The organism is Pseudomonas sp. SHLD1, assembly GCF_028640935.1.
GTDB lineage: Bacteria > Pseudomonadota > Gammaproteobacteria > Pseudomonadales > Pseudomonadaceae > Chryseomonas > Chryseomonas aestiva.
Window position 1 is genome coordinate 1 of record NZ_JAQZAD010000031.1, and the last position, 17326, is coordinate 17326.

Here is a 17326-nt window from a genome sequence, read left to right on the forward strand (position 1 = left end):
TGGGCTGCCAGGTGCTGCTCAAGCGCGAAGACCTGCAGCCGGTGTTTTCCTTCAAGATCCGCGGCGCCTACACCAAGCTGGCCAGCCTCTCGGCCAGCGAGAAGGCCCGCGGGGTGATCACCGCCAGCGCCGGCAACCATGCCCAGGGCCTGTCCCTCGCGGCCCGCGAGCTGGGCGTGCGGGCGATCATCGTCATGCCGCGCACCACCCCCGAACTCAAGGTCATCGGCGTGCAGTCGCGTGGCGGCGAGGTGGTGCTGCACGGCGACGCCTTTCCCGAGGCCCTGGCCGAGGCGCTGCGCCTGGTCGAGGAGCAGGGCTACACCTTCGTGCCGCCCTATGACGATCCCGATGTCATCGCCGGCCAGGGCACCGTGGCCATGGAGATCCTGCGCCAGCATCCCGGGCGTTTGGACGCCATCTTCGTCCCGGTTGGTGGCGGCGGTCTGATCGCCGGCATCGCCGCCTATGTGAAATACCTGCGGCCCGAGATCAAGGTCATCGGCGTCGAGCCGGACGACTCCAACTGCCTGCAGCAGGCCATGGCGGCGGGTGAGCGGGTGGTCTTGCCGCGCGTGGGACTGTTCGCCGATGGCGTGGCCGTGGCCCAGATCGGCCATCACACCTTCGAGATCTGCCAGCGTTATGTCGACGAGGTGATCACGGTCAGCAGCGACGAGATCTGCGCGGCGATCAAGGACATCTACGACGACACCCGCTCCATCACCGAGCCCTCGGGGGCCCTGGGCGTGGCCGGGATCAAGAAGTACGCCGAGCGTGAAGGCTCCGGCGGCCAGGTGCTGGTGGCCATCGATTCCGGCGCCAACATCAACTTCGACCGCCTGCGCCACGTGGCCGAACGCGCCGAACTGGGTGAGCAGCGCGAAGCCATCATCGCCGTGACCATCCCCGAGCGGCCAGGGAGCTTCCGGGCCTTCTGCGAGGCCCTGGGCCGGCGGCAGATCACCGAATTCAACTACCGCTACCACACCGGCGAAGAGGCGCACATCTTCGTCGGCGTCCAGACCCATCCGCAGCGCGATCCGCGCGAGGCGCTGCTACAGGGGCTGCGCGACCAGGGTTTCCCGGTGCTGGACCTGACCGACAACGAACTGGCCAAGCTGCATATCCGCCACACCGTGGGTGGCCATGCCGCGCGGGTCGGCCAGGAGCAGGTGTTCCGCTTCGAATTCCCCGAGCGACCGGGCGCGCTGTTCGACTTCCTCGAAAAGCTGGGCGGACGCTGGAACATCAGCATGTTCCATTACCGCAACCACGGCGCGGCGGACGGCCGGGTGTTCGCTGGGCTGGAAGCCAGCCAGGCCGAACGGCCGGAGCTGCTGGCGACCTTGGATGCCATCGGCTATCGCTATTGGGACGAGACGGAGAATCCGGCGTACCGGTTGTTCCTGGGCTGAGGTCTGGCGGTGTTGGGCTTCGCCAGGCTCAGCGCCAACCCATGGGGCATACGGGTAATGGCGCAGTCTTATCCACCGCTGGCGCCGACGTGTGTCAGTGGAAAACGCTACGCGGTTTTCCACGCTACGGCGAAGATCGCGGCCATGGGCCGCTCCTACAGGGAATGACGCCTTTGTAGGAGCGACCGCATCGACGGACCGCCATGGGCATAATGAGCCCCCAAGCCCACGCTGGACCAGACCGCCCGCTCTCCCTCGGGGAGAGGGCTGGGGTGAGGGCGGCCAGACACCGCCAGTCCCGCCCGTTGGGCTTCGCTGCGCTCAGCGGCAACCTACGAAGCCAGCGGCTCCACTTGGATATCCGTCAGTCCATGCACCTCCGCCTGGCGCAGGATGGCCGCGGCTGGGGCATCGGCGGGCGGCAGGGCCAGGCTGTTCTCGGCGTCGGCGCGAAGGTGCTCCAGCACGGCCAGGGCCGCTTCATGGGGCGCGAGCGTCGACTGCGGATGGTCGAGATCGAGCTGACGGGACTCGCCGTCCTTGTGGTAGTGGACGCGAAACGTGGGCATGGCGGCGGCCTCGGGCGGGTTTCTAGACAGACCCACCCGAGCGCGCCGCCGTTCCGGCCTACTTGAGGATGACCAGCTTGCCCTTGAGGGCGACACCGGCCATGAGGGCGCCGGCGTGGCACTCGTAGCGGCTGGGATCGCTCCACTCGTTCTTCTTGTAGTAGCTGGTGATATCGGTGACCGCATTGGCACCGGCGGCCTTGGCGGCTTCCTGCAGGCGGATCAGCGCCGATTGCAGCACCCAGCGGCAGGCGACCTCGTCGGTCTTGTTGAAGGCGTTGGTCTTCTGGTTGGTGGTGATGCTGGAGTTGACCACCGTGGCCTTGCCCGGCACCGGGTTGCCGGCCAGGTAGAACTTCACGCTGCCATCCAGACGCTTGGCGGCCAGGGCTTCCTGGACGACTTCGGCGAAGGGCAGTTGCAGGGTGGTGTCGCGGGCCTGGGCGGCGCTGGGCAGCAGGGTGGCCAGGGCCAGGGCCAGGGCCAGGGCGAGGGTAGGGGCTAGGGTACGCATGGCGACTTCCTTGTGGTGGTGGGGATGACTGTTTAACCCAGAACGCCCGCTCCGTCAGCCTGGAGACCGGCGTTCTGCGATATCGCGCAGGCCGCGGGCGGTCATTCCGCGTCGGCTGCGGGGGCGGGCAGCTGCAATTGCCTGCGGATGTCGGCGTCGAGCAGCTGGACCCATTTGTTGTAGTTGCGATGGATGCGCTCGCCGTCGTAGTCGAGGCCGGCGCTGTCGCGGTAGCGGATCTGGTAGCCCTTGGTGCTGTAGGGGATGTCGACCCAAGCCTGGTGGCGATCGCGCACCACGATGCTGGCGACCACCAGGCCGGGGCTCTCCTGGCCGACGCTCCAGCCACGGCGTTCGAGGGTGTCGACGATGGCGCGGCGGACATCGGCGGCGTTCTCCGTACGGTCGGCGGGAAAGACCTCCTGGGGCGTCACCAGGGGCGCGCGGGTGCAGGCCGCCAGGAACAGCAGAGCGGAGACGAGCAGCAGGCGACGCAACATGGGAGTACCTCGAGCTATGGCCATCAGGACCAGCGACGGAAGATCAGCGAGGTGTTGACCCCGCCAAAGGCGAAATTGTTGTTCATCACATGCTCGGTACGCAGCGCCCGCGGTCCGTCACGCAGATAGTCCAGCTCGCCGCACTGGGGGTCCAGGTCATCAAGGTTGAGCGTGGGCACGAACAGCTCGTCGTTCATCATGGCGATGCTGAACCAGGATTCCAGGGCGCCACAGGCCCCGAGGGTATGGCCCAGGTAGCTCTTCTGCGAGCTGATGGGCATGCGGGCGCCGAACAGCGCCTGGGTGGCCCGTGTCTCGGCGATGTCGCCCTGTTCGGTGGCGGTGCCGTGGCCGTTGACGTAGCCGATGGCCTCCGGCGTCAGCCCGGCGTCTTCCAGGGCCAGCTCCATGGCGCGCTGCATGGTGGCCTGTTCCGGGCGGGTGGAGTGCTGGCCGTCGGCGTTGCTGCCGAAGCCGACGATCTCGGCATGGATGTGCGCGCCGCGCGCCAGGGCGTGCTCCAGCTCTTCCAGCACCAGGATGCCGGCGCCTTCGCCGATCACCAGGCCGTCGCGCCCCTTGTCGTAGGGGCGCGGCGAGGTATGGGGGGCATCGTTGCGCAGGCTGGTGGCATAGAGGGTGTCGAAGACCATGGCCTCGCTGGGACAGAGTTCCTCGGCGCCGCCCGCCAGCATCAGCGGCAGGCGCCCGAACTTGATGGCCTCGTAGGCGTAGCCGATGCCCTGGCTGCCGCTGGTGCAGGCGCTGGAGGTGGGGATCAGCCGACCCTTGAGCCCAAAGAACAGACTCAGGTTGGCGGCCGCCGTGTGCGGCATCATGCGCACATAGGTGTTGGCGTTGAGGCCCACCGCGGCGTCGCTGAGCAGCATGTTGGCCAGCGCCTTGATGTCGTCGGTGCTGCCGGTGGAGGAACCACAGGCCACGCCCATGCGGCCGTCGGTGATGCCGGGATCATTCAGCAGCCCGGCATCGGCCAGGGCGCGTTCGCCGGCGGCCACCGCCAGCTGGGAGACGCGGCCCATGCTGCGCAGCTGCTTGCGCGTCCAGTGGCTGGGCACCTGGAAGTCGACGATGGGTCCGCCCAGGCGGGTGTTCATCTCGGTATAGCGATCCCAGGCGTCCATGCGGCGAATGCCGCTGTGGCCGGCCAGGAAGAGATCGCGGATGGTCGGCCAGTCACTGCCCAGGGCGGTGACGCCGGCCATCCCGGTGATCACGACGCGGCGCGCGCTCATCAGCACAGCCCTCCGTTGACCGCCAGCACCTGGCGGGTGATGTAGCCGGCCTCCGGGGCGAGCAGGAAGGCCACCGCATGGGCCACCTCCTCGGGGGTGCCCATGCGCCCGGCGGGGATCATCTCGAGGATCTTGTCCACCGGCACGTGCTCGTCGAGGATCTCGGTGTCGATCAGCCCCGGGGCCACGCAGTTGACGGTGATCCTGCGCTTGGCCAGCTCCACCGCCAGGGCCTTGGCGGCGCCGATCAGCCCCGCCTTGGAGGCGCTGTAGTTGACCTGGCCGCGATTGCCGATCAGCCCGGAGACCGAGGTGATGCAGACGATACGCCCCGGCGCGCGGCGGCGGATCATCGGCATGACCACCGGGTGCAGGACATTGTAGAAGCCGTCGAGATTGGTGCGCAGGACCACGTCCCAGTCTTCCCCGGTCAGCGCCGGAAAGGCGCCGTCGCGGGTCAGACCGGCGTTGCAGACCACGCCGTAGTAGCCGCCGTGGGCTTCGGTATCGGCGTCGAGGATGGCCGCGCAGGCGGCGCGGTCGCCGACGTCGAATTGCAGCACCCGGGCCGTGCGACCCAGGGCCTCGACCTCGGTGCGCACGGCCTCGGCTTCCTCGCGACGGCTGCGGCAGTGCAGCACCAGGTCGTGCCCGGCCGCGGCCAGGCGCAGGGCGATGGCGCGGCCCAGGCCGCGGCTGGAACCGGTCACCAGGACCGGAGCGGGGGCGACGCTCATGGCGCGGGCTCCTCTAGATACAGATCCGCCCGGGGCGGACGATAGACGTTCAGGCGGGCGCTGGCCTGGCAGCCAGGACCCTGCAGGTGGCAGTCGAAGATGGCCATGCCATCGTCGTTCTGCAGTGCCGGCTGAGCCTGGATGCGCAACTCACCGCCAGCGGGAAAGGCCGCCACATCACAGGCGAACTGGCGGGTGCCGAGCAGGAAGCCCAGAGCCGGGGCCTCGCCACGGCGCCGCGCCTGGCAGCCGGCGAAGGCGGCCACGCTCTGGGCCATCAGCTCCACGCCGATCCAGGCCGGCAGGGCGCCGTCGGCGTCGGTGAAGAGGCCGGGGCGTACCACCAGGCGGGTCTCGATGCCCTGGTCGTCGCAGGCGAGGATCTCCTCGATCAGCAGCATGTCGCCGGCGTGGGGCACCAGCTCGGCGAGGGGCCAGGAACTCATGGCGTGGCTCCGAGGATGAGGCTGACGTTGCTGCCGCCAAAGGCGAAGCTGTTGCTCATGGCGTGGCGGCGGCCGTCCAGGCGGCTGTCGGCGTGGGCCAGCGCCAGGCGTGGCAGGGCCGGATCGGCCTGGCCGTCCCAGCGCTGCGGTGGCAGCTGGCCGGCCGGGTTGAGGACCGGGTCCAGGGTCAACCAGGCGAAGGCGGCTTCCAGGGCGCCGGCGGCGCCGAGGGTATGGCCGGTCAGCGGCTTGGTCGAGGAGCAGGGCACCCCGGCCGGGAATACCTCATGGGTGGCGTGGCTTTCCATGGCGTCGTTGTGTGGCGTGGCGGTGCCGTGCAGGTTGAGATAGCCGATGTCGCCCGGCTGCAGGCCGCTGGCGCGCAGCGCCGTCTGCATGGCCTGGACGGCGCCGCGACCGCTGGGGTCGGGGGCGGAGATGTGGTGGGCATCGGAACTGGCGCCGCCACCGAGCAGGGCGATGGGACCGGGTTCGCGGGTCAGCAGGAACAGCGCCGCGCCCTCGCCGATGTTGATGCCGCAGCGATTGACCGAGAAGGGATTGCACAGCGACTCGCTGACCGCTTCGAGGGCGGCGAAGCCGTTCAGGGTCAGGCCGCAGAGGCTGTCGACGCCACCGCAGAGCACGGCATCGCAATGGCCCTGGACCAGTAGCCGACGGGCGCTGAGCAGGGCGCGGGCGCTGCTGGTGCAGGCGGTGGAGAGGCCATAGCAGGGGCCGCTCAGGCCCAGGTAGCGGGCGAGGAAATCGGCCGGCGCGACCAGTTCCTGCTGGGCGTACTGATAGCCCTCGGGCAGCTGGCCGCTGCGCTGGTGCACGGCGATGCCCAGGCTGGCCTCGTGAATGCCGGAGGTGCTGGTGCCCAGCACCACGCCGATGCGCGCAGGACCGTGGCGCTCGATGGCCTGGCGCACCTGGGGCTCGATCTCGGTCAGGGCCGCCAGCAGGAGCTGGTTGTTGCGACTGAAGAAGGGGGCCCAGTCGGCGGGCCAGGCCGGCAGGGGGGCGCTGACGGTACCCACCGGCGGCTGGCGCTCGGGAATCCAGCCCGGGGTGGGCTGCATGCCCGCCGTGTCGCCGGCGAACAGGCCGCGCGCCACCTCGGCCTTGCCCTGGCCCAGGGCGCAGAGCAGGCCCAGGGCATTCAGGTAGGCACTCAAGGCGCGGACTCCGGCAGCAGGGTCAGGCGATAGCGCGACCCGTCCGGCGCCTCTAGCTCCAGGCGGTCGGTGGCGGGATAGCGCACCTGCCAGTCCTTGAGGCGACGGCTACCATCGGCGGCCTGTTGCCAGTCGTCCGCGGCATAGGTTCGCGGCAACCGCTCGGCCGGGGTCAGGGCGAACAGCAGCACGCTGAAGAAGGTGCGCGCCCGGGGATTGGGCGGCAGCAGGCCGTCGGCGTGCCAGGCGCCGTCGAGCAGCCGCTGGCGCGCCTGGGGCACGCCCAGGGGGTCGAACAGCGAAAAGCGCAGGGCTTGGCCTTCCGGCTGGATGGCCAGCAGCAGGGCGTCGCTGCCCTCGGCGGTCTGGCGTTCCACCTGGTAGACGAGGGCGCGCGCCAGCGGCGGCGGACTGCTGGGCAGCGGCGGCTGGCTGGCGCAGGCGGCGAGCAGCAGCAGGCAGGCCAGCGCGAAGACGAACGGACGGGGCAGGGTCATGCAGGATGGGCCGAATTCAGCTGGCAGAGCTCGACGAGCAGGCGCAGGCGCCGCTTGGGCTCCTTGACGAAGGGGTTGCGAAGGTCCCAGGCGTAGCCGGCGAGAATGGCGCAGATCATGCGGCGGATCTCGGGATCGGCGTTCTCGAAATAGATGACGTCCTGGAAGCTGCCATCGTACCAGCCCTCCACATAGGCACGGAACGTATCGACGCCCGCCTTGAGCGGTCGGGCGAATTCGCCCTCCCAGTCCACCGCCTCGCCACGCAGCTGGCGATCCACCAGCGGCGCAGCCAGGCTGGCCGAACGCAGGGCGATGGTGACGCCCGAGGAAAACACCGGATCGAGAAACTCGGCGGCGTTGCCCAGCAGGGCGAAGCCGGGGCCGTGCAGGCGCTTGACGTTGGCCGCATAGCCGCCCAGCTCGCGCACCGGGGTATCCCAGACCGCATTGTGCAGCACCCGGGCCAGACTCGGGGTCTCGGCGACCCAGTCGCGCAGACAGGTGGCGAGATCGGCGGCGCGTCCGGCATGGCGCTCGGCGGCGGCCACCACCCCGACCGAAGTGCGGCCGTCGCTGAAGGGGATGGTCCAGAACCAGACGTCGCGCCAGGTCGGGTGGGTGGTGATGAGGATGCGCTCGCGGTCGAAGCCGGGATCGTCGATGCGGTCCTCGACATGGGTGAAGAGGGCGCGGCGCACCGGGAAGTCCGAAGGGGCTTCCAGGTCCAGCAGGCGTGGCAGCACCCGGCCGTAGCCACTGGCGTCGAGCAGGAAGTCGGTGGTCAGCGCATAGGCGTGGCCGTCGTCGCCCAGCACCTCGATCCGGGTCTTTTCACCGCCTTCGCCCAGGGTCACGGCGGTCACCCGCTGGCCGTAGCGGATTGCCACGCCCTGGCGTGCGGCGTCGTCGGCGAGGATCTTGTCGAAGGGGCCGCGCTGGACCTGGAAGGTGCTGCGCCCGCCACTGTAGGTGTCGCGGAAGTCGAAGTCGGTGTAGCGCTCGCCCCAGGCGAAGGCGGCGCCGACCTTGGTCTGAAAAACGGCGGCCTCGACCGCCGGCAGCATCCCGGCTTCCTCGACGAAATCCAGGCTGTGGGAGAGCAGGCTCTCGCCGATGGAAAAGCGCGGAAAATGCTGGGCTTCCAGCACCAGCACCGGATGGCCGCGACGCTTGAGCAGCGCGGCGACCACGGCGCCGGCCGGGCCGGCACCGATGATGACCAGGGGATGATGTTCAACCATGACGAAGGTCCTTTTCGTGGGAGACGGGGGGCGAGGCCCAGGGTGCCAGCAGGAAGCTGAACACCAGCCCCAGGCTGATGGCCAGGCCGAAGTTGGCGATGGCCGGGGTGCTGCTGAGCAGCAGCAGTCCAAAGGACAGCCAGCTGCCGACGCCGGACAGCAGGCCGCCGAGCAGACTGACCGCCGCGCCGCCGATGGCCTCGTGCATGAGGATGGCGTAGTCCACGCCGATGGCGGTGATGAGCAGCAGGGCGAAGAGGCTGAACAGGGTCAGTGGCTGACCCAGCCAGCCGAGGCAGGCCAGGGCCGCCAGGGCGGCCAGGAGCGGCAGGCAGACGATGCGCAGCGCCGCGCGGCGACCGAAGGCCCAGAGCAGCAGGAGGAAGATCGCGCCCGAAGCCAGCAGCTTGAGTTCCACCGCCAGGCGCTGGGTGTGGACGAACAGTCCGCGCAATTCGCCGAGGCGATCCACCAGCTGCACGCCGGGCAGGCCCTCGGCCACCGTCTGCAGGACCTGGGCGTTGCCCAGCCCTTGCAGGCTGACCAGGCCGGCCGCGCCGCCATCGACGGTCCGGCCCAGCCAGAGCGGTCGCCAGAGCTCGCCCAGCGGGCCGGCCAGGGCCTGGTCGAGACTCAGGTCGGGCAACTGGCGCAGTTGATCGAGTTCGGCCTCCAGCGCCTCGGCCGGGATGCCTACCGCCAACAGGGGTTGCAGGCGCTCGCCCCAACCGGCCAGGGCCTGGCGCAGTTCGGCCTGGGCCGCGGCGGGAGCGACCAGGCCACTCAGGGCGCGATAGCCCTGCAGCTTGCCCTCGGCGACCAGGGCGTCGAGGCGCTTGCCCAGGACGGTCTGGCGCTGTAGCACCTCGTCGGCATCGCCGCCACGCACCAGGAAGAACTGGCTGGTGGGCTGCAGGCCGGTGAGACGGGCGATGGCTTGGGCTTCGCGGGTCAGCGCCGGGTCCTGGCCAAGCCAGAGGCGCAGGTCGTTCTGCAGGTGCAGCTGCCAGACGCCCGCGCCACAAAACGCCAGCAGCGCCAGCAGCAGCGGCAGGCTGCCGGTGCGCGCCAGCAGGCGCAGCCGCAGGTCGAGCAGGCGTTGCATCAGCCGCAGGGGCGCGGCCGGCGGCGCCAGGTCCAGGCATTGCCACCAGGCCGGCAACAGGCAGACGGTGGTGAGGTAGGCGCCGATCAGGCCGGCGGCGGAAAACGCCGCCACCTGGGTCAGCGCCGGAAAGGGCGTGCAGGCCAGCGCCAGGTAGCCCAGCAGATTGGTCGCCAGGCTCAGGGACAATCCCGGCAGGGTCTGGCGCAGGATGGCCGTGGCGTCCCAGGGGCCGCCCTTCCAGCTCTTGCTCAGGTAGTGCAGCGGATAGTCGGCGGCCACCCCGGTGAGGCTGGCGCCAAGGATCAGGGTGAGGGCGTTGATCTGGCCGAACAGCAGCACGCAGGCGGCGCTGCCGGCCAGCAGGGCCACGCCCACCGCCAGCAGGCTGAGCAGCACCCGCCAGCGGCGGAACAGCCCCAGCAGCAGGGCCAGGGTGCCAAGGGTGGCCAGCCCGCCGATCAGCGACATCTCGCGACTGGCGGTGGCCTGGCCGGCGGCGGCGTATCTCAGGCCGCTGGCGGCGAGTAGCTGACCGCCATCGGCGACCACCTCACGGCGGGCGGCCTCGATCAGGGCTTCCACCCGGGGCGGGGCGTCGAAGTCGAAGGCATCGGCGCGGGTACGGGCGCGGATCAGGGCCCAGGTCAGGCCGTCGCCCTGGGTCAGCAGCAAGCCGCTGCCGGCGTCGAATTGCACCTTGCTGGCCGGGGTGAGCTGGCGCTGCACCAGCAGGCCGAGGCCGAACCAGTCCTGCTCCAGGGGCAGGGCGCCGGCGCCGGCGAAGGGATCGAAGAGGGCCGCGGCTCGGGCCTGCAGATAGCTGTCGGGCGTCTTGAGCAGCTCGTCGCGCGCCGGCCCCAGTGCCAGCGCCAGGCGGCTAGCCAGGAGCTGCTGGCGCAGGCCGGGCAGGTCCGGCGTGAGTTGCCACTGCACCTTCTCGAACAGCGGTTCCCGGGACCAGGCCTGGCCCAGGCGCTCGGCCAGGGCGGCTACCCGCTCGCGCTGGGGATAACCGACCAGCAACAGGACTTCGCGATTGAGCGGCTCGGCCATGCGCGCCTCGGCCTGCAGGGTCAGGGCATCACCGGCGCCCTGGGGCAACAGCGCCAGCAGATCGGCCGCCACCGGCGGACCATGGCGCCACTGCCAGGCGCTGAGCGCCAGCAGGGCGAGCAGGAACAGCAGGAAGGGGCGCTGCAGCCGGGTCACTGGAAGACCGCGCGCTGCTCGGCGCTCAGGGTGTCGCGAGGCTGGCCGTCCAGCTTGAGTAGGCTGCGATCGCCCTGGGTCTCGCGGATTTCCACCCGTTCGACCAGGGCGCCGCCCTGGATGAAGATGCCGTCGAACACCTGCTTGAGCAGGGCGCCGCGCGGGGTCAGGCGCAGCTGCCAGTGACTGGCGTCGCCCGTCAGGGCCAGCTCGAAGTCGCGTTCCAGGCCGCTGCGATCACCGCCGAGCACGGCCAGGAACAGCGCGCTCTGGCGCGCGGCCAGGTCGCTGCCGGGCAAGGGCGTCCAGCCCGTCGGCGTCTGCTTGGCGATGGCGCCCGGGGTGATGCGATAGGTCTGCGCCAGGGGCTTTTCCAGCCGCCAGAGCAGGCCCAGGCCGCGGGCCAGGGTGAAGTGACCGCTGCTGGTGAGCGGCTGCGGCAGGGCGCGCAGATAGCGCTGCTGGACGAAGCTGCCCTCGACCGCCGCGGGGCGCGCCAGCTGGGCGGCCAGGTCATCGAGATCGAAGGCCTGGGCCAGGGGCGCGGCCAGGATGAACAGCAGGGCGATCAGCGTGCGCATGCCAGGGCCCTCTCCACGGCGTCGATAAAGACCTTGGGCGAGGCCAGCTGCATCTCGCGGCTGGCCAGGTCCACGGCGACCTGCACGGTGCTGGCGCGGGTCAGGCGCTCACCGGTGACGGCGTCGCTGATCAGGTAGTTGAGCTTGAGGCGATGCTCCCACTCCACCAGATCGGCGCGGACGCGGACGCGCTGCTGGAACAGCAGCGGACGGATGTAGCGGATCTGCAGGTCGATCACCGGCCAGCCATAGCCGGAGTCGCGCATCTGCAGGTAATTGTGGTCAAGGCGGTCGAGCAGCGCGCAGCGCGCCACCTCCAGATACTTCACATAATGGCCGTGCCAGGCGATCTCCATCATGTCGACGTCGAAGAAGGGGATCTGCATCTCCACCTCGACCTGCAGGGCACCGGTCTTACGCATAGAGCCTCCAGTGGCGGGCGCGAATCAGGGTCAGGGTCTGGCGCAGTTCGGCTTCCAGGGCACGGTCTTCGATCAGCGGCGGGAAGGTCTCGCCCAGCGCCCGGTGCATGGCGGCCAGGGGCACGGGCGGTTGCCCGCCCTGCGCACACCTGAGCCAGACGCCCTGCTGGGCAGCCAGCAGGGTGGCGGCGGCCACCTGCTCGGTGAGCTCCAGCACGCGCAGGGCGTCGCGGGCGGCGATGGTGCCCATGCTGACCTTGTCCTGGTTGTGGCATTCGGTGGAACGGGAGAAGACGCTGGCCGGCAGGGTGCCCTTGAGCGCCTCGGCGGTCCAGGCGCTGGCGCCGATCTGCACCGCCTTGAAGCCGTGGTTGAGCATGGCCCGCTCGGCCGGCGCGCCGGAGAGATTGCCCGGCAGGCCGTGGTTGTAGCGGGCGTCCACCAGCAGGGCGAGCTGGCGGTCGAGCAGGTCGGCGACGTTGGCCACCAGGGTCTTGAGACTGTCCATGGCGCAGGCGATATGGCCGCCATAGAAGTGGCCGCCATGCAGCACCCGCTCGTCCTCGGCGTCGATCAGCGGATTGTCGTTGGCGCTGTTGAGCTCGGTCTCGATGAACTGGCGCAGCCAGGGCAGGCTGTCGGCCAGCACGCCCAGCACATGGGGCGCGCAGCGCAGCGAATACCTGTCCTGCAGGCGGTGCAGGGGCGCGGCCGGCCCCTCTGCGGCCAGATCCGCGCGCAGCCAGGCGGCCACCTGGCCCTGGCCCGGATGGGGCTTGGCGGCGAACAGGCGCTGGTCGAAGTGCTCGGGATTGCCGGCCAGGGCCACCACGTTGAGCGCGGTGATGCGGGTCGCCAGGCGCAGCAGGTACTCGGCGCGGGAGAAGGCCAGGCAGGCCAGGCCGGTCATCACCGCGGTGCCGTTCATCAAGGCCAGGGCTTCCTTGGGCCTGAGCACCAGCGGCGTCCAGCCCAGCTCGGCATGGACGTCCGCGGCGTCCCGTATCTCGTTGCGCCAGAGCATCTGGCGCTCGCCGCAGAGGGCGGCAGCGACGTAGGACAGCGGGGTGAGATCGCCACTGGCGCCCACCGAACCCTCTTCGGGGATCAGCGGCAGGATGTCTTCGCGCAGGAAGGCGGTGAGGCGTTCGAGCAACTCGACGCGCACCCCGGAGACGCCCTGGCACAGCGACTGCAGCCGCGCGGCCAGCACCGCACGGGTCGCCGCCGGATCCAGGTGGCGGCCCAGGCCGCAACCGTGGAAGGTGTAGAGCTGGCGCGGCAGTGCCTCGACCTGGGCCAGGGGCACGGCGACCACGCAGGAATCGCCATAGCCGGTGGTGATGCCGTAGACCGAACCCTCGCGGGCCAGCAGCGACTCGACGAAGCGGGCGCCGCGGGCGATGCCGTCGCGAAAGGCGGCGTCGTCCTGCAATTCGGCCTGGGCCCGGCCCTCGGCCAGGGCGACCAGGTCTTCGACGGCAAGGGCCTGGCTACCAAAGCGAACACTAGCGTTCATCGCGACTCCAGAAGGGGTAGAAGTTGAACCACTGCCGCGGCGCCTTGAGGCAATGGGCGGCGAGGCGCTCGGCATAGGCCTGGGCCAGGCCCTGGATGCCGGCGGCGCGCTCCTGGCGGCGCCAGGCCGGGGCCGGGGCGAAGTCTTCCAGGTAGAGGTGGTAGCCGTCGGCTTCGCGCAGGCAGAACAGCAGGTTGGTCGGGCAGCGCAGCAGGTGCGCCAGCAGCCAGGGGCCCTGGGGGAAGGGCGCCGGGGCGCCGAGGAAATCCACCTCGACGGTCCGACCGCCGTGCAGCGGCACCCGGTCACCGGCGATGGCCAGCCATTCGCCGCGCTCCAGGCGTTCGCTGAGCTGCAGCATCACCGCCGGGTCCAGTTCGCTGACCTGGATCAGCCGCAGGTCGCTGGCGCCGGCTTCTTCCAAGAGGCGATTGAAGGCTTCGGCATGGCGGGTGTGCACCAGCACATTGAGGCGCACCCGCCGCCCCAGCTGGGCCAGGGCGCGACAGACCTCCAGATTGCCCAGGTGGGCGGTGACCAGGATCTCGCCACGCGGCGCGTGCATGCGGCTGTGCACCTGATCCGGGTCGTGCAGTTGCACCTGATCCAGGCCGAGGCGGCCGTTCCAGGCATCGAGCTTGTCCAGCAGGGCTTCGGCGAAGGCCATGAACTGGGCATAGCCGCTGCGCCAGCTGGGCTGCAGGTCGGGGCGCTTGCTCCAGTGGGCCAGGCGCTGCTGGTATTCGCGGATGCCGCGGCGGGCGCGGGCGCCGAACAGGAAGAAGTACAGCACGATCAGCCGCAACAGCGGAGCGATGGCGCGGCGGCCCAGGTGCCGCGCCAGCCAGGCGGTGAGCCGCATCAGCAGGGGGCTGCCGCGCTCGCGCTGCTGCGCCCAGTGGCCGCTCACGCGCGCACCCGGCGCCAGAGCAGGCGCGGCGCGCGCAGCAGCATGCCGAAGAACAGCCGGGTGTGCATGCGCGAGATCAGCACGTTGTCCTGCCAGAGGCGAAAGTGCGAGCGACCGTCCAGCGGGTAGTGCACCCGGGTCGGGCGCCAGCGCATGGGCTGCTCGCGCCAGGCCAGGCGCACCAGGATCTCCGGGTCGAAATCCATGCGCTTGCCCAGGCCGCCAGCGCGGATCACCGCCAGGGTTGGCGCCAGCGGATAGACGCGAAAGCCGCACATGCTGTCGCGGATCGCCAGGGATAGGCTGTTGATCCACACCCAGACATGGGTGAGGTAGCGGGCATAGAGCCGGCCCTTGGGCACCGAGTCGTCGAACTGCGGGTAGCCGCAGATCAGCGCCTCGGGATAGGCCTGGGCCTCGGCGAGAAAGGCGGCCACGTCGGCCAGGTCGTGCTGGCCGTCGGCATCCACCTGCAGGGCATGAGTGAAGCCCAGGCGCTGCGCCTCGGCGAGTCCGGCCATCACCGCGCCGCCCTTGCCCTGGTTGACCGGCAGCCGCAGCAGATGGACATCGGGCTGGGTCGCCAGCTCGTCCATCACCTGGGCGCAGGCGGGGCTGGAGGCATCGTCCACCAGCACGCAGGGCAGCGCGCGCTGGCGCAGCGCCTGGACCACCAGCGGCAGGGCGTGCTCATGGTCGAACACCGGGATCACCGCGCAGGCACGAAAGCTCATGGCTGCGCCGCCTTGAGCAGGATGCGCCCGGAGGAGCAGGCCGCGGCGCCCTGGCGAAAGGCGAAGTGCAACTTGCTGCGGGTGGCGTCGAAGTGGAAGGTCAGGGTCACCCGGTCGCCGGGGCGCAGCAGCTGCTGGAACTTGAGCACCTCCAGGCCGGCGAAGTCCGCGGGCAGATCCAGGTGCTGACGGGCCAGGCGCTGGGCCCAGCCGACCTGCACCACCCCGGGCACCACCGGCGCCGTGGGGAAGTGGCCGAAAAAGAACGCCAGGTCCGGGGCGATCTCCAGCTCCAGGCGCCAGCCGTCTGCGGTCTGCTCGACGCTCAGCGGCTCGATCTCCACCGGCCGTGGCTGGGCCAGCAGGCGTTCCACCTCGGCCTGGGCCAGCTTGCCCTGGGCGCTGTAGGGCAGCGCCAGCAGCAGGCGCCAGCGGCGCGGCAGGGCGATGGCCTCGCAATGGCCGGCCAGGTGTTCGCGCAAGTCGGCCACCAGGGCGCGCCGACCGCCATTGCGCAACTGGTGCAGGCCGCTTTCGCTCAGGGCGACCAGAGCGCCGAGCAGGGCGCGACCCTGTTGCACCACGCCCAGGCGGACGTCGGCGATGGCGGGATGGTCGAGCAGGCGCGCTTCCAGTGCCGGCAGGGCGATACGCTTCTCCTCCAGTTTGACGATGCGATCCAGCCGCCCGAGCAGCTCGAAGCGACCCTCTCCCAGCAGGCTCACACCGTCCATGGTCTGCTCGCGCACGCCCTGGGGCAGATAGGGCGAGGTCAGCCAGAGGGCGCCGTCAGCGTCCTGGCCCAGAGCGATGTTGGCGAAGGCCTGCCAGGGCTGCGGGCCCTGGCGCCAGGCAATGCCGCCCGTCTCGGAGCTGCCATAGACCTCGGTGGGGTATTGGCCGAAGCGCGCCTGGCAGGCCGTGGCCGCCGCTTCCGGCAGCACGCCGCCAGAGGAAAATACCCGCACCACCTGAGCGAGGATGGCGTCGTCGAGGTTCTCGCCCAGGCGCTTGAGCAGCGCCGGGCTGCTGATCCACACCGCGCGGCGGCCCTGGCGCAGCAGGGCGGCGGTCTCCCGCTGCAGCTCCTCGGTGAAGGGCAGCGCCTGGCGGGCGAAGGGGCGACCGGCGCAGAGCGGCCAGAGCACGCGAAACAGCAGGCCATAGATGTGCTGGGTGGAGACGCTGCCGAGGATGGTCGCCTCACCGAGGGACTCCCCCCACAGCCGCTCCAGGGCAGCGACCTCGTTGGCCAGCTGGAACAGCTGCTTGGCGATGGGCTTGGGCTCGCCACTGGAGCCCGAGGTGCTCAGGGTCAGCAGCGGTGCCTGGAGGTCGAGCACGGCAGGCGCCAAGGGCTCGGCGGCCGTCCAGCCGGCAAGATCGTCGAGCCAGGCGTCGAGTGTAGGCAGCAGCCGAGCACGGGTGGCGGGCTGGGCGTCGGCTGGCAGGATCACCTCGATGCCGGCGCGCCAGGCGCCGAGCAGGGCGCAGGCCAGGTCCTCGGCATCGTCCAGATGCAGCGCCAGGCGCTTGAGACCAGCGGCCTGGAAGGCCGCCGCCAGGCTCAGGGCGCGCTGCTTGAAGGCCGCATCCAGCGGGCTCGCGGCGCCCAGCAGGTCGGCGAGAGGGGTGAACGTCATGGCAGCCTCCGCACGCGCTGGCGGACCAGCCATTCACCGGCGAACAGCAGGCCCATCAGGCCATAGGCGATCACCCCGGTATAGAGCGTCCACCAGGCCAGGGGCGCCCAGAGCGCCAGGGCAGCGGCGGTGAGCGCGTTGAACAGAAAGAACAGGCACCAGACCTGGGTCACCCGCCGGGTATAGCGCACCGCGCGCGGCGGCAGCTCGGGTTCGCGCAGCCGTGCCAGGCGCTCGATCAGCGGCTGGCCGCGCAGCAGGCTCAGGCCGAACAGCGCCAGTAGGAAAAGACTGAGCAGCACCGGATACCAGCGCAACAGCACGGCGGCGTCGCTCAGGGCCAGCAGCAGGCAGAAGCCCAGGGCGACCAGGGCGGTGCCGCGCTGCAGGCCGTTGAGGCCGGGTTGCAGCAGGCGCAGGCCCCAGAGGGCACCGAGGCCGGCGGCGAACAGGCGCGGCGAGAGGTGCTGCAGGCCGAAGTAGACGGCGAAGGGATAGGCCAGGCCGAGCAGGAGCAGCAGGGCGCTGGCGACCAGGCCCAGGGGGGAGCGGGAAGGCAGGGCACTCATAGGCGGCGGATCAGGCGTCCGCCTGGCTGATGCGATGGACGGCCTCGACCACGTCACCCACGGTACGCACCTGGCGGAATTGCTCGGCGGCGATCTTGTGCCCGGTCTGGCGGCGCAGGTGGTCGATCAGGTCGACGGCGTCGATGCTGTCGATCTCCAGGTCCTCGTAGAGGTTGGCTTCCAGGGTCACCCGCTCGGGCTCCAGCTCGAAGAGTTCGACCAGGGCGCTGCGCAGGGTCTCGAAGATGGCTTCACGGCTTTGCATGGCG

The 17326-nt window shown here is 70.4% G+C and carries 19 protein-coding genes; 1 reads left to right on the forward strand and 18 read right to left on the reverse strand.

All coding sequences use genetic code 11. From position 1 onward, the window contains the following. The coding region (gene ilvA, locus PVZ77_RS20160; protein WP_273808932.1) for a threonine ammonia-lyase, biosynthetic at positions 1-1418 on the forward strand (1418 nt) is incomplete at its 5' end. Positions 1419-1750: 332 nt separating this feature from the next. On the opposite strand, the gene PVZ77_RS20165 is transcribed toward ilvA, so the two are convergent. The 18 genes from PVZ77_RS20165 to PVZ77_RS20250 all read right to left on the reverse strand — a co-directional run bounded on the left by PVZ77_RS20165 (position 1751) and on the right by PVZ77_RS20250 (position 17322). Continuing rightward, complete coding sequence (locus tag PVZ77_RS20165; RefSeq protein WP_273808933.1) at positions 1751-1987, reverse strand: hypothetical protein; 237 nt, start codon at positions 1985-1987, stop codon at positions 1751-1753. 58 nt (positions 1988-2045) lie between these two features. Further along, the gene (locus PVZ77_RS20170) at positions 2046-2501 is read right to left on the reverse strand and encodes an excinuclease (RefSeq protein ID WP_273808934.1); all 456 of its coding nucleotides are present in this window, start codon (positions 2499-2501) and stop codon (positions 2046-2048) included. A gap of 101 nt (positions 2502-2602) precedes the next feature. Next, positions 2603-3001, reverse strand: a complete 399-nt coding sequence (locus PVZ77_RS20175) for a hypothetical protein (RefSeq protein WP_133862242.1) — start codon at positions 2999-3001, stop codon at positions 2603-2605. A gap of 23 nt (positions 3002-3024) precedes the next feature. Further along, complete coding sequence (locus PVZ77_RS20180) at positions 3025-4257, reverse strand: beta-ketoacyl-ACP synthase (protein WP_273808935.1); 1233 nt, start codon at positions 4255-4257, stop codon at positions 3025-3027. Further along, a complete protein-coding gene (gene fabG / locus PVZ77_RS20185) occupies positions 4257-4994 on the reverse strand; it encodes a 3-oxoacyl-ACP reductase FabG (protein WP_273808936.1) in 738 nt (245 codons plus the stop codon). Before fabG ends, PVZ77_RS20180 begins: the two co-directional genes overlap by 1 nt. Continuing rightward, positions 4991-5440 carry a hotdog family protein gene (locus PVZ77_RS20190; RefSeq protein WP_273808937.1) on the reverse strand — a complete coding sequence of 150 codons (450 nt, stop codon included), beginning with the start codon at positions 5438-5440 and terminating at the stop codon, positions 4991-4993. Before PVZ77_RS20190 ends, fabG begins: the two co-directional genes overlap by 4 nt. Beyond that, positions 5437-6621, reverse strand: coding sequence for a beta-ketoacyl-[acyl-carrier-protein] synthase family protein (locus tag PVZ77_RS20195; RefSeq protein ID WP_273808938.1), 1185 nt, complete (start codon positions 6619-6621; stop codon positions 5437-5439). Before PVZ77_RS20195 ends, PVZ77_RS20190 begins: the two co-directional genes overlap by 4 nt. Beyond that, entirely contained in the window at positions 6618-7118 is a 501-nt protein-coding gene (locus tag PVZ77_RS20200; protein ID WP_273808939.1) for a hypothetical protein, read from the reverse strand. The genes PVZ77_RS20195 and PVZ77_RS20200 overlap by 4 nt, the downstream gene beginning before the upstream one ends. Further along, complete coding sequence (locus PVZ77_RS20205) at positions 7115-8362, reverse strand: NAD(P)/FAD-dependent oxidoreductase (protein ID WP_273808940.1); 1248 nt, start codon at positions 8360-8362, stop codon at positions 7115-7117. Before PVZ77_RS20205 ends, PVZ77_RS20200 begins: the two co-directional genes overlap by 4 nt. After that, the gene (locus PVZ77_RS20210; protein WP_273808941.1) at positions 8355-10679 is read right to left on the reverse strand and encodes an MMPL family transporter; all 2325 of its coding nucleotides are present in this window, start codon (positions 10677-10679) and stop codon (positions 8355-8357) included. Before PVZ77_RS20210 ends, PVZ77_RS20205 begins: the two co-directional genes overlap by 8 nt. Then, the gene (locus PVZ77_RS20215; protein ID WP_273808942.1) at positions 10676-11260 is read right to left on the reverse strand and encodes an outer membrane lipoprotein carrier protein LolA; all 585 of its coding nucleotides are present in this window, start codon (positions 11258-11260) and stop codon (positions 10676-10678) included. The genes PVZ77_RS20210 and PVZ77_RS20215 overlap by 4 nt, the downstream gene beginning before the upstream one ends. Next, positions 11248-11682 (reverse strand): acyl-CoA thioesterase, encoded by a 435-nt coding sequence (locus tag PVZ77_RS20220; RefSeq protein WP_273808943.1) that lies wholly within the window; start codon positions 11680-11682, stop codon positions 11248-11250. Before PVZ77_RS20220 ends, PVZ77_RS20215 begins: the two co-directional genes overlap by 13 nt. Then, a complete protein-coding gene (locus PVZ77_RS20225) occupies positions 11675-13201 on the reverse strand; it encodes an HAL/PAL/TAL family ammonia-lyase (protein WP_273808944.1) in 1527 nt (508 codons plus the stop codon). Before PVZ77_RS20225 ends, PVZ77_RS20220 begins: the two co-directional genes overlap by 8 nt. Then, complete coding sequence (locus PVZ77_RS20230; protein WP_273809040.1) at positions 13191-14063, reverse strand: LpxL/LpxP family acyltransferase; 873 nt, start codon at positions 14061-14063, stop codon at positions 13191-13193. The genes PVZ77_RS20225 and PVZ77_RS20230 overlap by 11 nt, the downstream gene beginning before the upstream one ends. A gap of 44 nt (positions 14064-14107) precedes the next feature. Continuing rightward, positions 14108-14845, reverse strand: a complete 738-nt coding sequence (locus tag PVZ77_RS20235) for a glycosyltransferase family 2 protein (RefSeq protein WP_160921879.1) — start codon at positions 14843-14845, stop codon at positions 14108-14110. Further along, complete coding sequence (locus tag PVZ77_RS20240) at positions 14842-16488, reverse strand: AMP-binding protein (protein WP_273808945.1); 1647 nt, start codon at positions 16486-16488, stop codon at positions 14842-14844. The genes PVZ77_RS20235 and PVZ77_RS20240 overlap by 4 nt, the downstream gene beginning before the upstream one ends. Next, positions 16485-17057 carry a hypothetical protein gene (locus PVZ77_RS20245; RefSeq protein WP_273808946.1) on the reverse strand — a complete coding sequence of 191 codons (573 nt, stop codon included), beginning with the start codon at positions 17055-17057 and terminating at the stop codon, positions 16485-16487. The genes PVZ77_RS20240 and PVZ77_RS20245 overlap by 4 nt, the downstream gene beginning before the upstream one ends. A gap of 10 nt (positions 17058-17067) precedes the next feature. Further along, on the reverse strand, positions 17068-17322 hold the full coding sequence (locus tag PVZ77_RS20250) for an acyl carrier protein (RefSeq protein ID WP_027599969.1): 255 nt from the start codon (positions 17320-17322) through the stop codon (positions 17068-17070). Between the last annotated feature and the right edge of the window lie 4 nt (positions 17323-17326).

Bases quoted from the DNA above. Each gene is read 5' to 3' on its own strand.
- fabG (WP_273808936.1), bottom strand. From the start codon at position 4,994: ATGAGCGTCGCCCCCGCTCCGGTCCTGGTGACCGGTTCCAGCCGCGGC.
- PVZ77_RS20190 (WP_273808937.1), bottom strand. From the start codon at position 5,440: ATGAGTTCCTGGCCCCTCGCCGAGCTGGTGCCCCACGCCGGCGACATG.
- PVZ77_RS20225 (WP_273808944.1), bottom strand. From the start codon at position 13,201: ATGAACGCTAGTGTTCGCTTTGGTAGCCAGGCCCTTGCCGTCGAAGAC.
- PVZ77_RS20205 (WP_273808940.1), bottom strand. From the start codon at position 8,362: ATGGTTGAACATCATCCCCTGGTCATCATCGGTGCCGGCCCGGCCGGC.
- PVZ77_RS20240 (WP_273808945.1), bottom strand. From the start codon at position 16,488: ATGACGTTCACCCCTCTCGCCGACCTGCTGGGCGCCGCGAGCCCGCTG.
- PVZ77_RS20165 (WP_273808933.1), bottom strand. From the start codon at position 1,987: ATGCCCACGTTTCGCGTCCACTACCACAAGGACGGCGAGTCCCGTCAG.
- PVZ77_RS20230 (WP_273809040.1), bottom strand. From the start codon at position 14,063: ATGCGGCTCACCGCCTGGCTGGCGCGGCACCTGGGCCGCCGCGCCATC.
- PVZ77_RS20200 (WP_273808939.1), bottom strand. From the start codon at position 7,118: ATGACCCTGCCCCGTCCGTTCGTCTTCGCGCTGGCCTGCCTGCTGCTG.
- PVZ77_RS20235 (WP_160921879.1), bottom strand. From the start codon at position 14,845: ATGAGCTTTCGTGCCTGCGCGGTGATCCCGGTGTTCGACCATGAGCAC.
- PVZ77_RS20180 (WP_273808935.1), bottom strand. From the start codon at position 4,257: ATGAGCGCGCGCCGCGTCGTGATCACCGGGATGGCCGGCGTCACCGCC.
- PVZ77_RS20170 (WP_273808934.1), bottom strand. From the start codon at position 2,501: ATGCGTACCCTAGCCCCTACCCTCGCCCTGGCCCTGGCCCTGGCCCTG.
- PVZ77_RS20220 (WP_273808943.1), bottom strand. From the start codon at position 11,682: ATGCGTAAGACCGGTGCCCTGCAGGTCGAGGTGGAGATGCAGATCCCC.
- PVZ77_RS20215 (WP_273808942.1), bottom strand. From the start codon at position 11,260: ATGCGCACGCTGATCGCCCTGCTGTTCATCCTGGCCGCGCCCCTGGCC.
- PVZ77_RS20245 (WP_273808946.1), bottom strand. From the start codon at position 17,057: ATGAGTGCCCTGCCTTCCCGCTCCCCCCTGGGCCTGGTCGCCAGCGCC.
- PVZ77_RS20250 (WP_027599969.1), bottom strand. From the start codon at position 17,322: ATGCAAAGCCGTGAAGCCATCTTCGAGACCCTGCGCAGCGCCCTGGTC.
- PVZ77_RS20175 (WP_133862242.1), bottom strand. From the start codon at position 3,001: ATGTTGCGTCGCCTGCTGCTCGTCTCCGCTCTGCTGTTCCTGGCGGCC.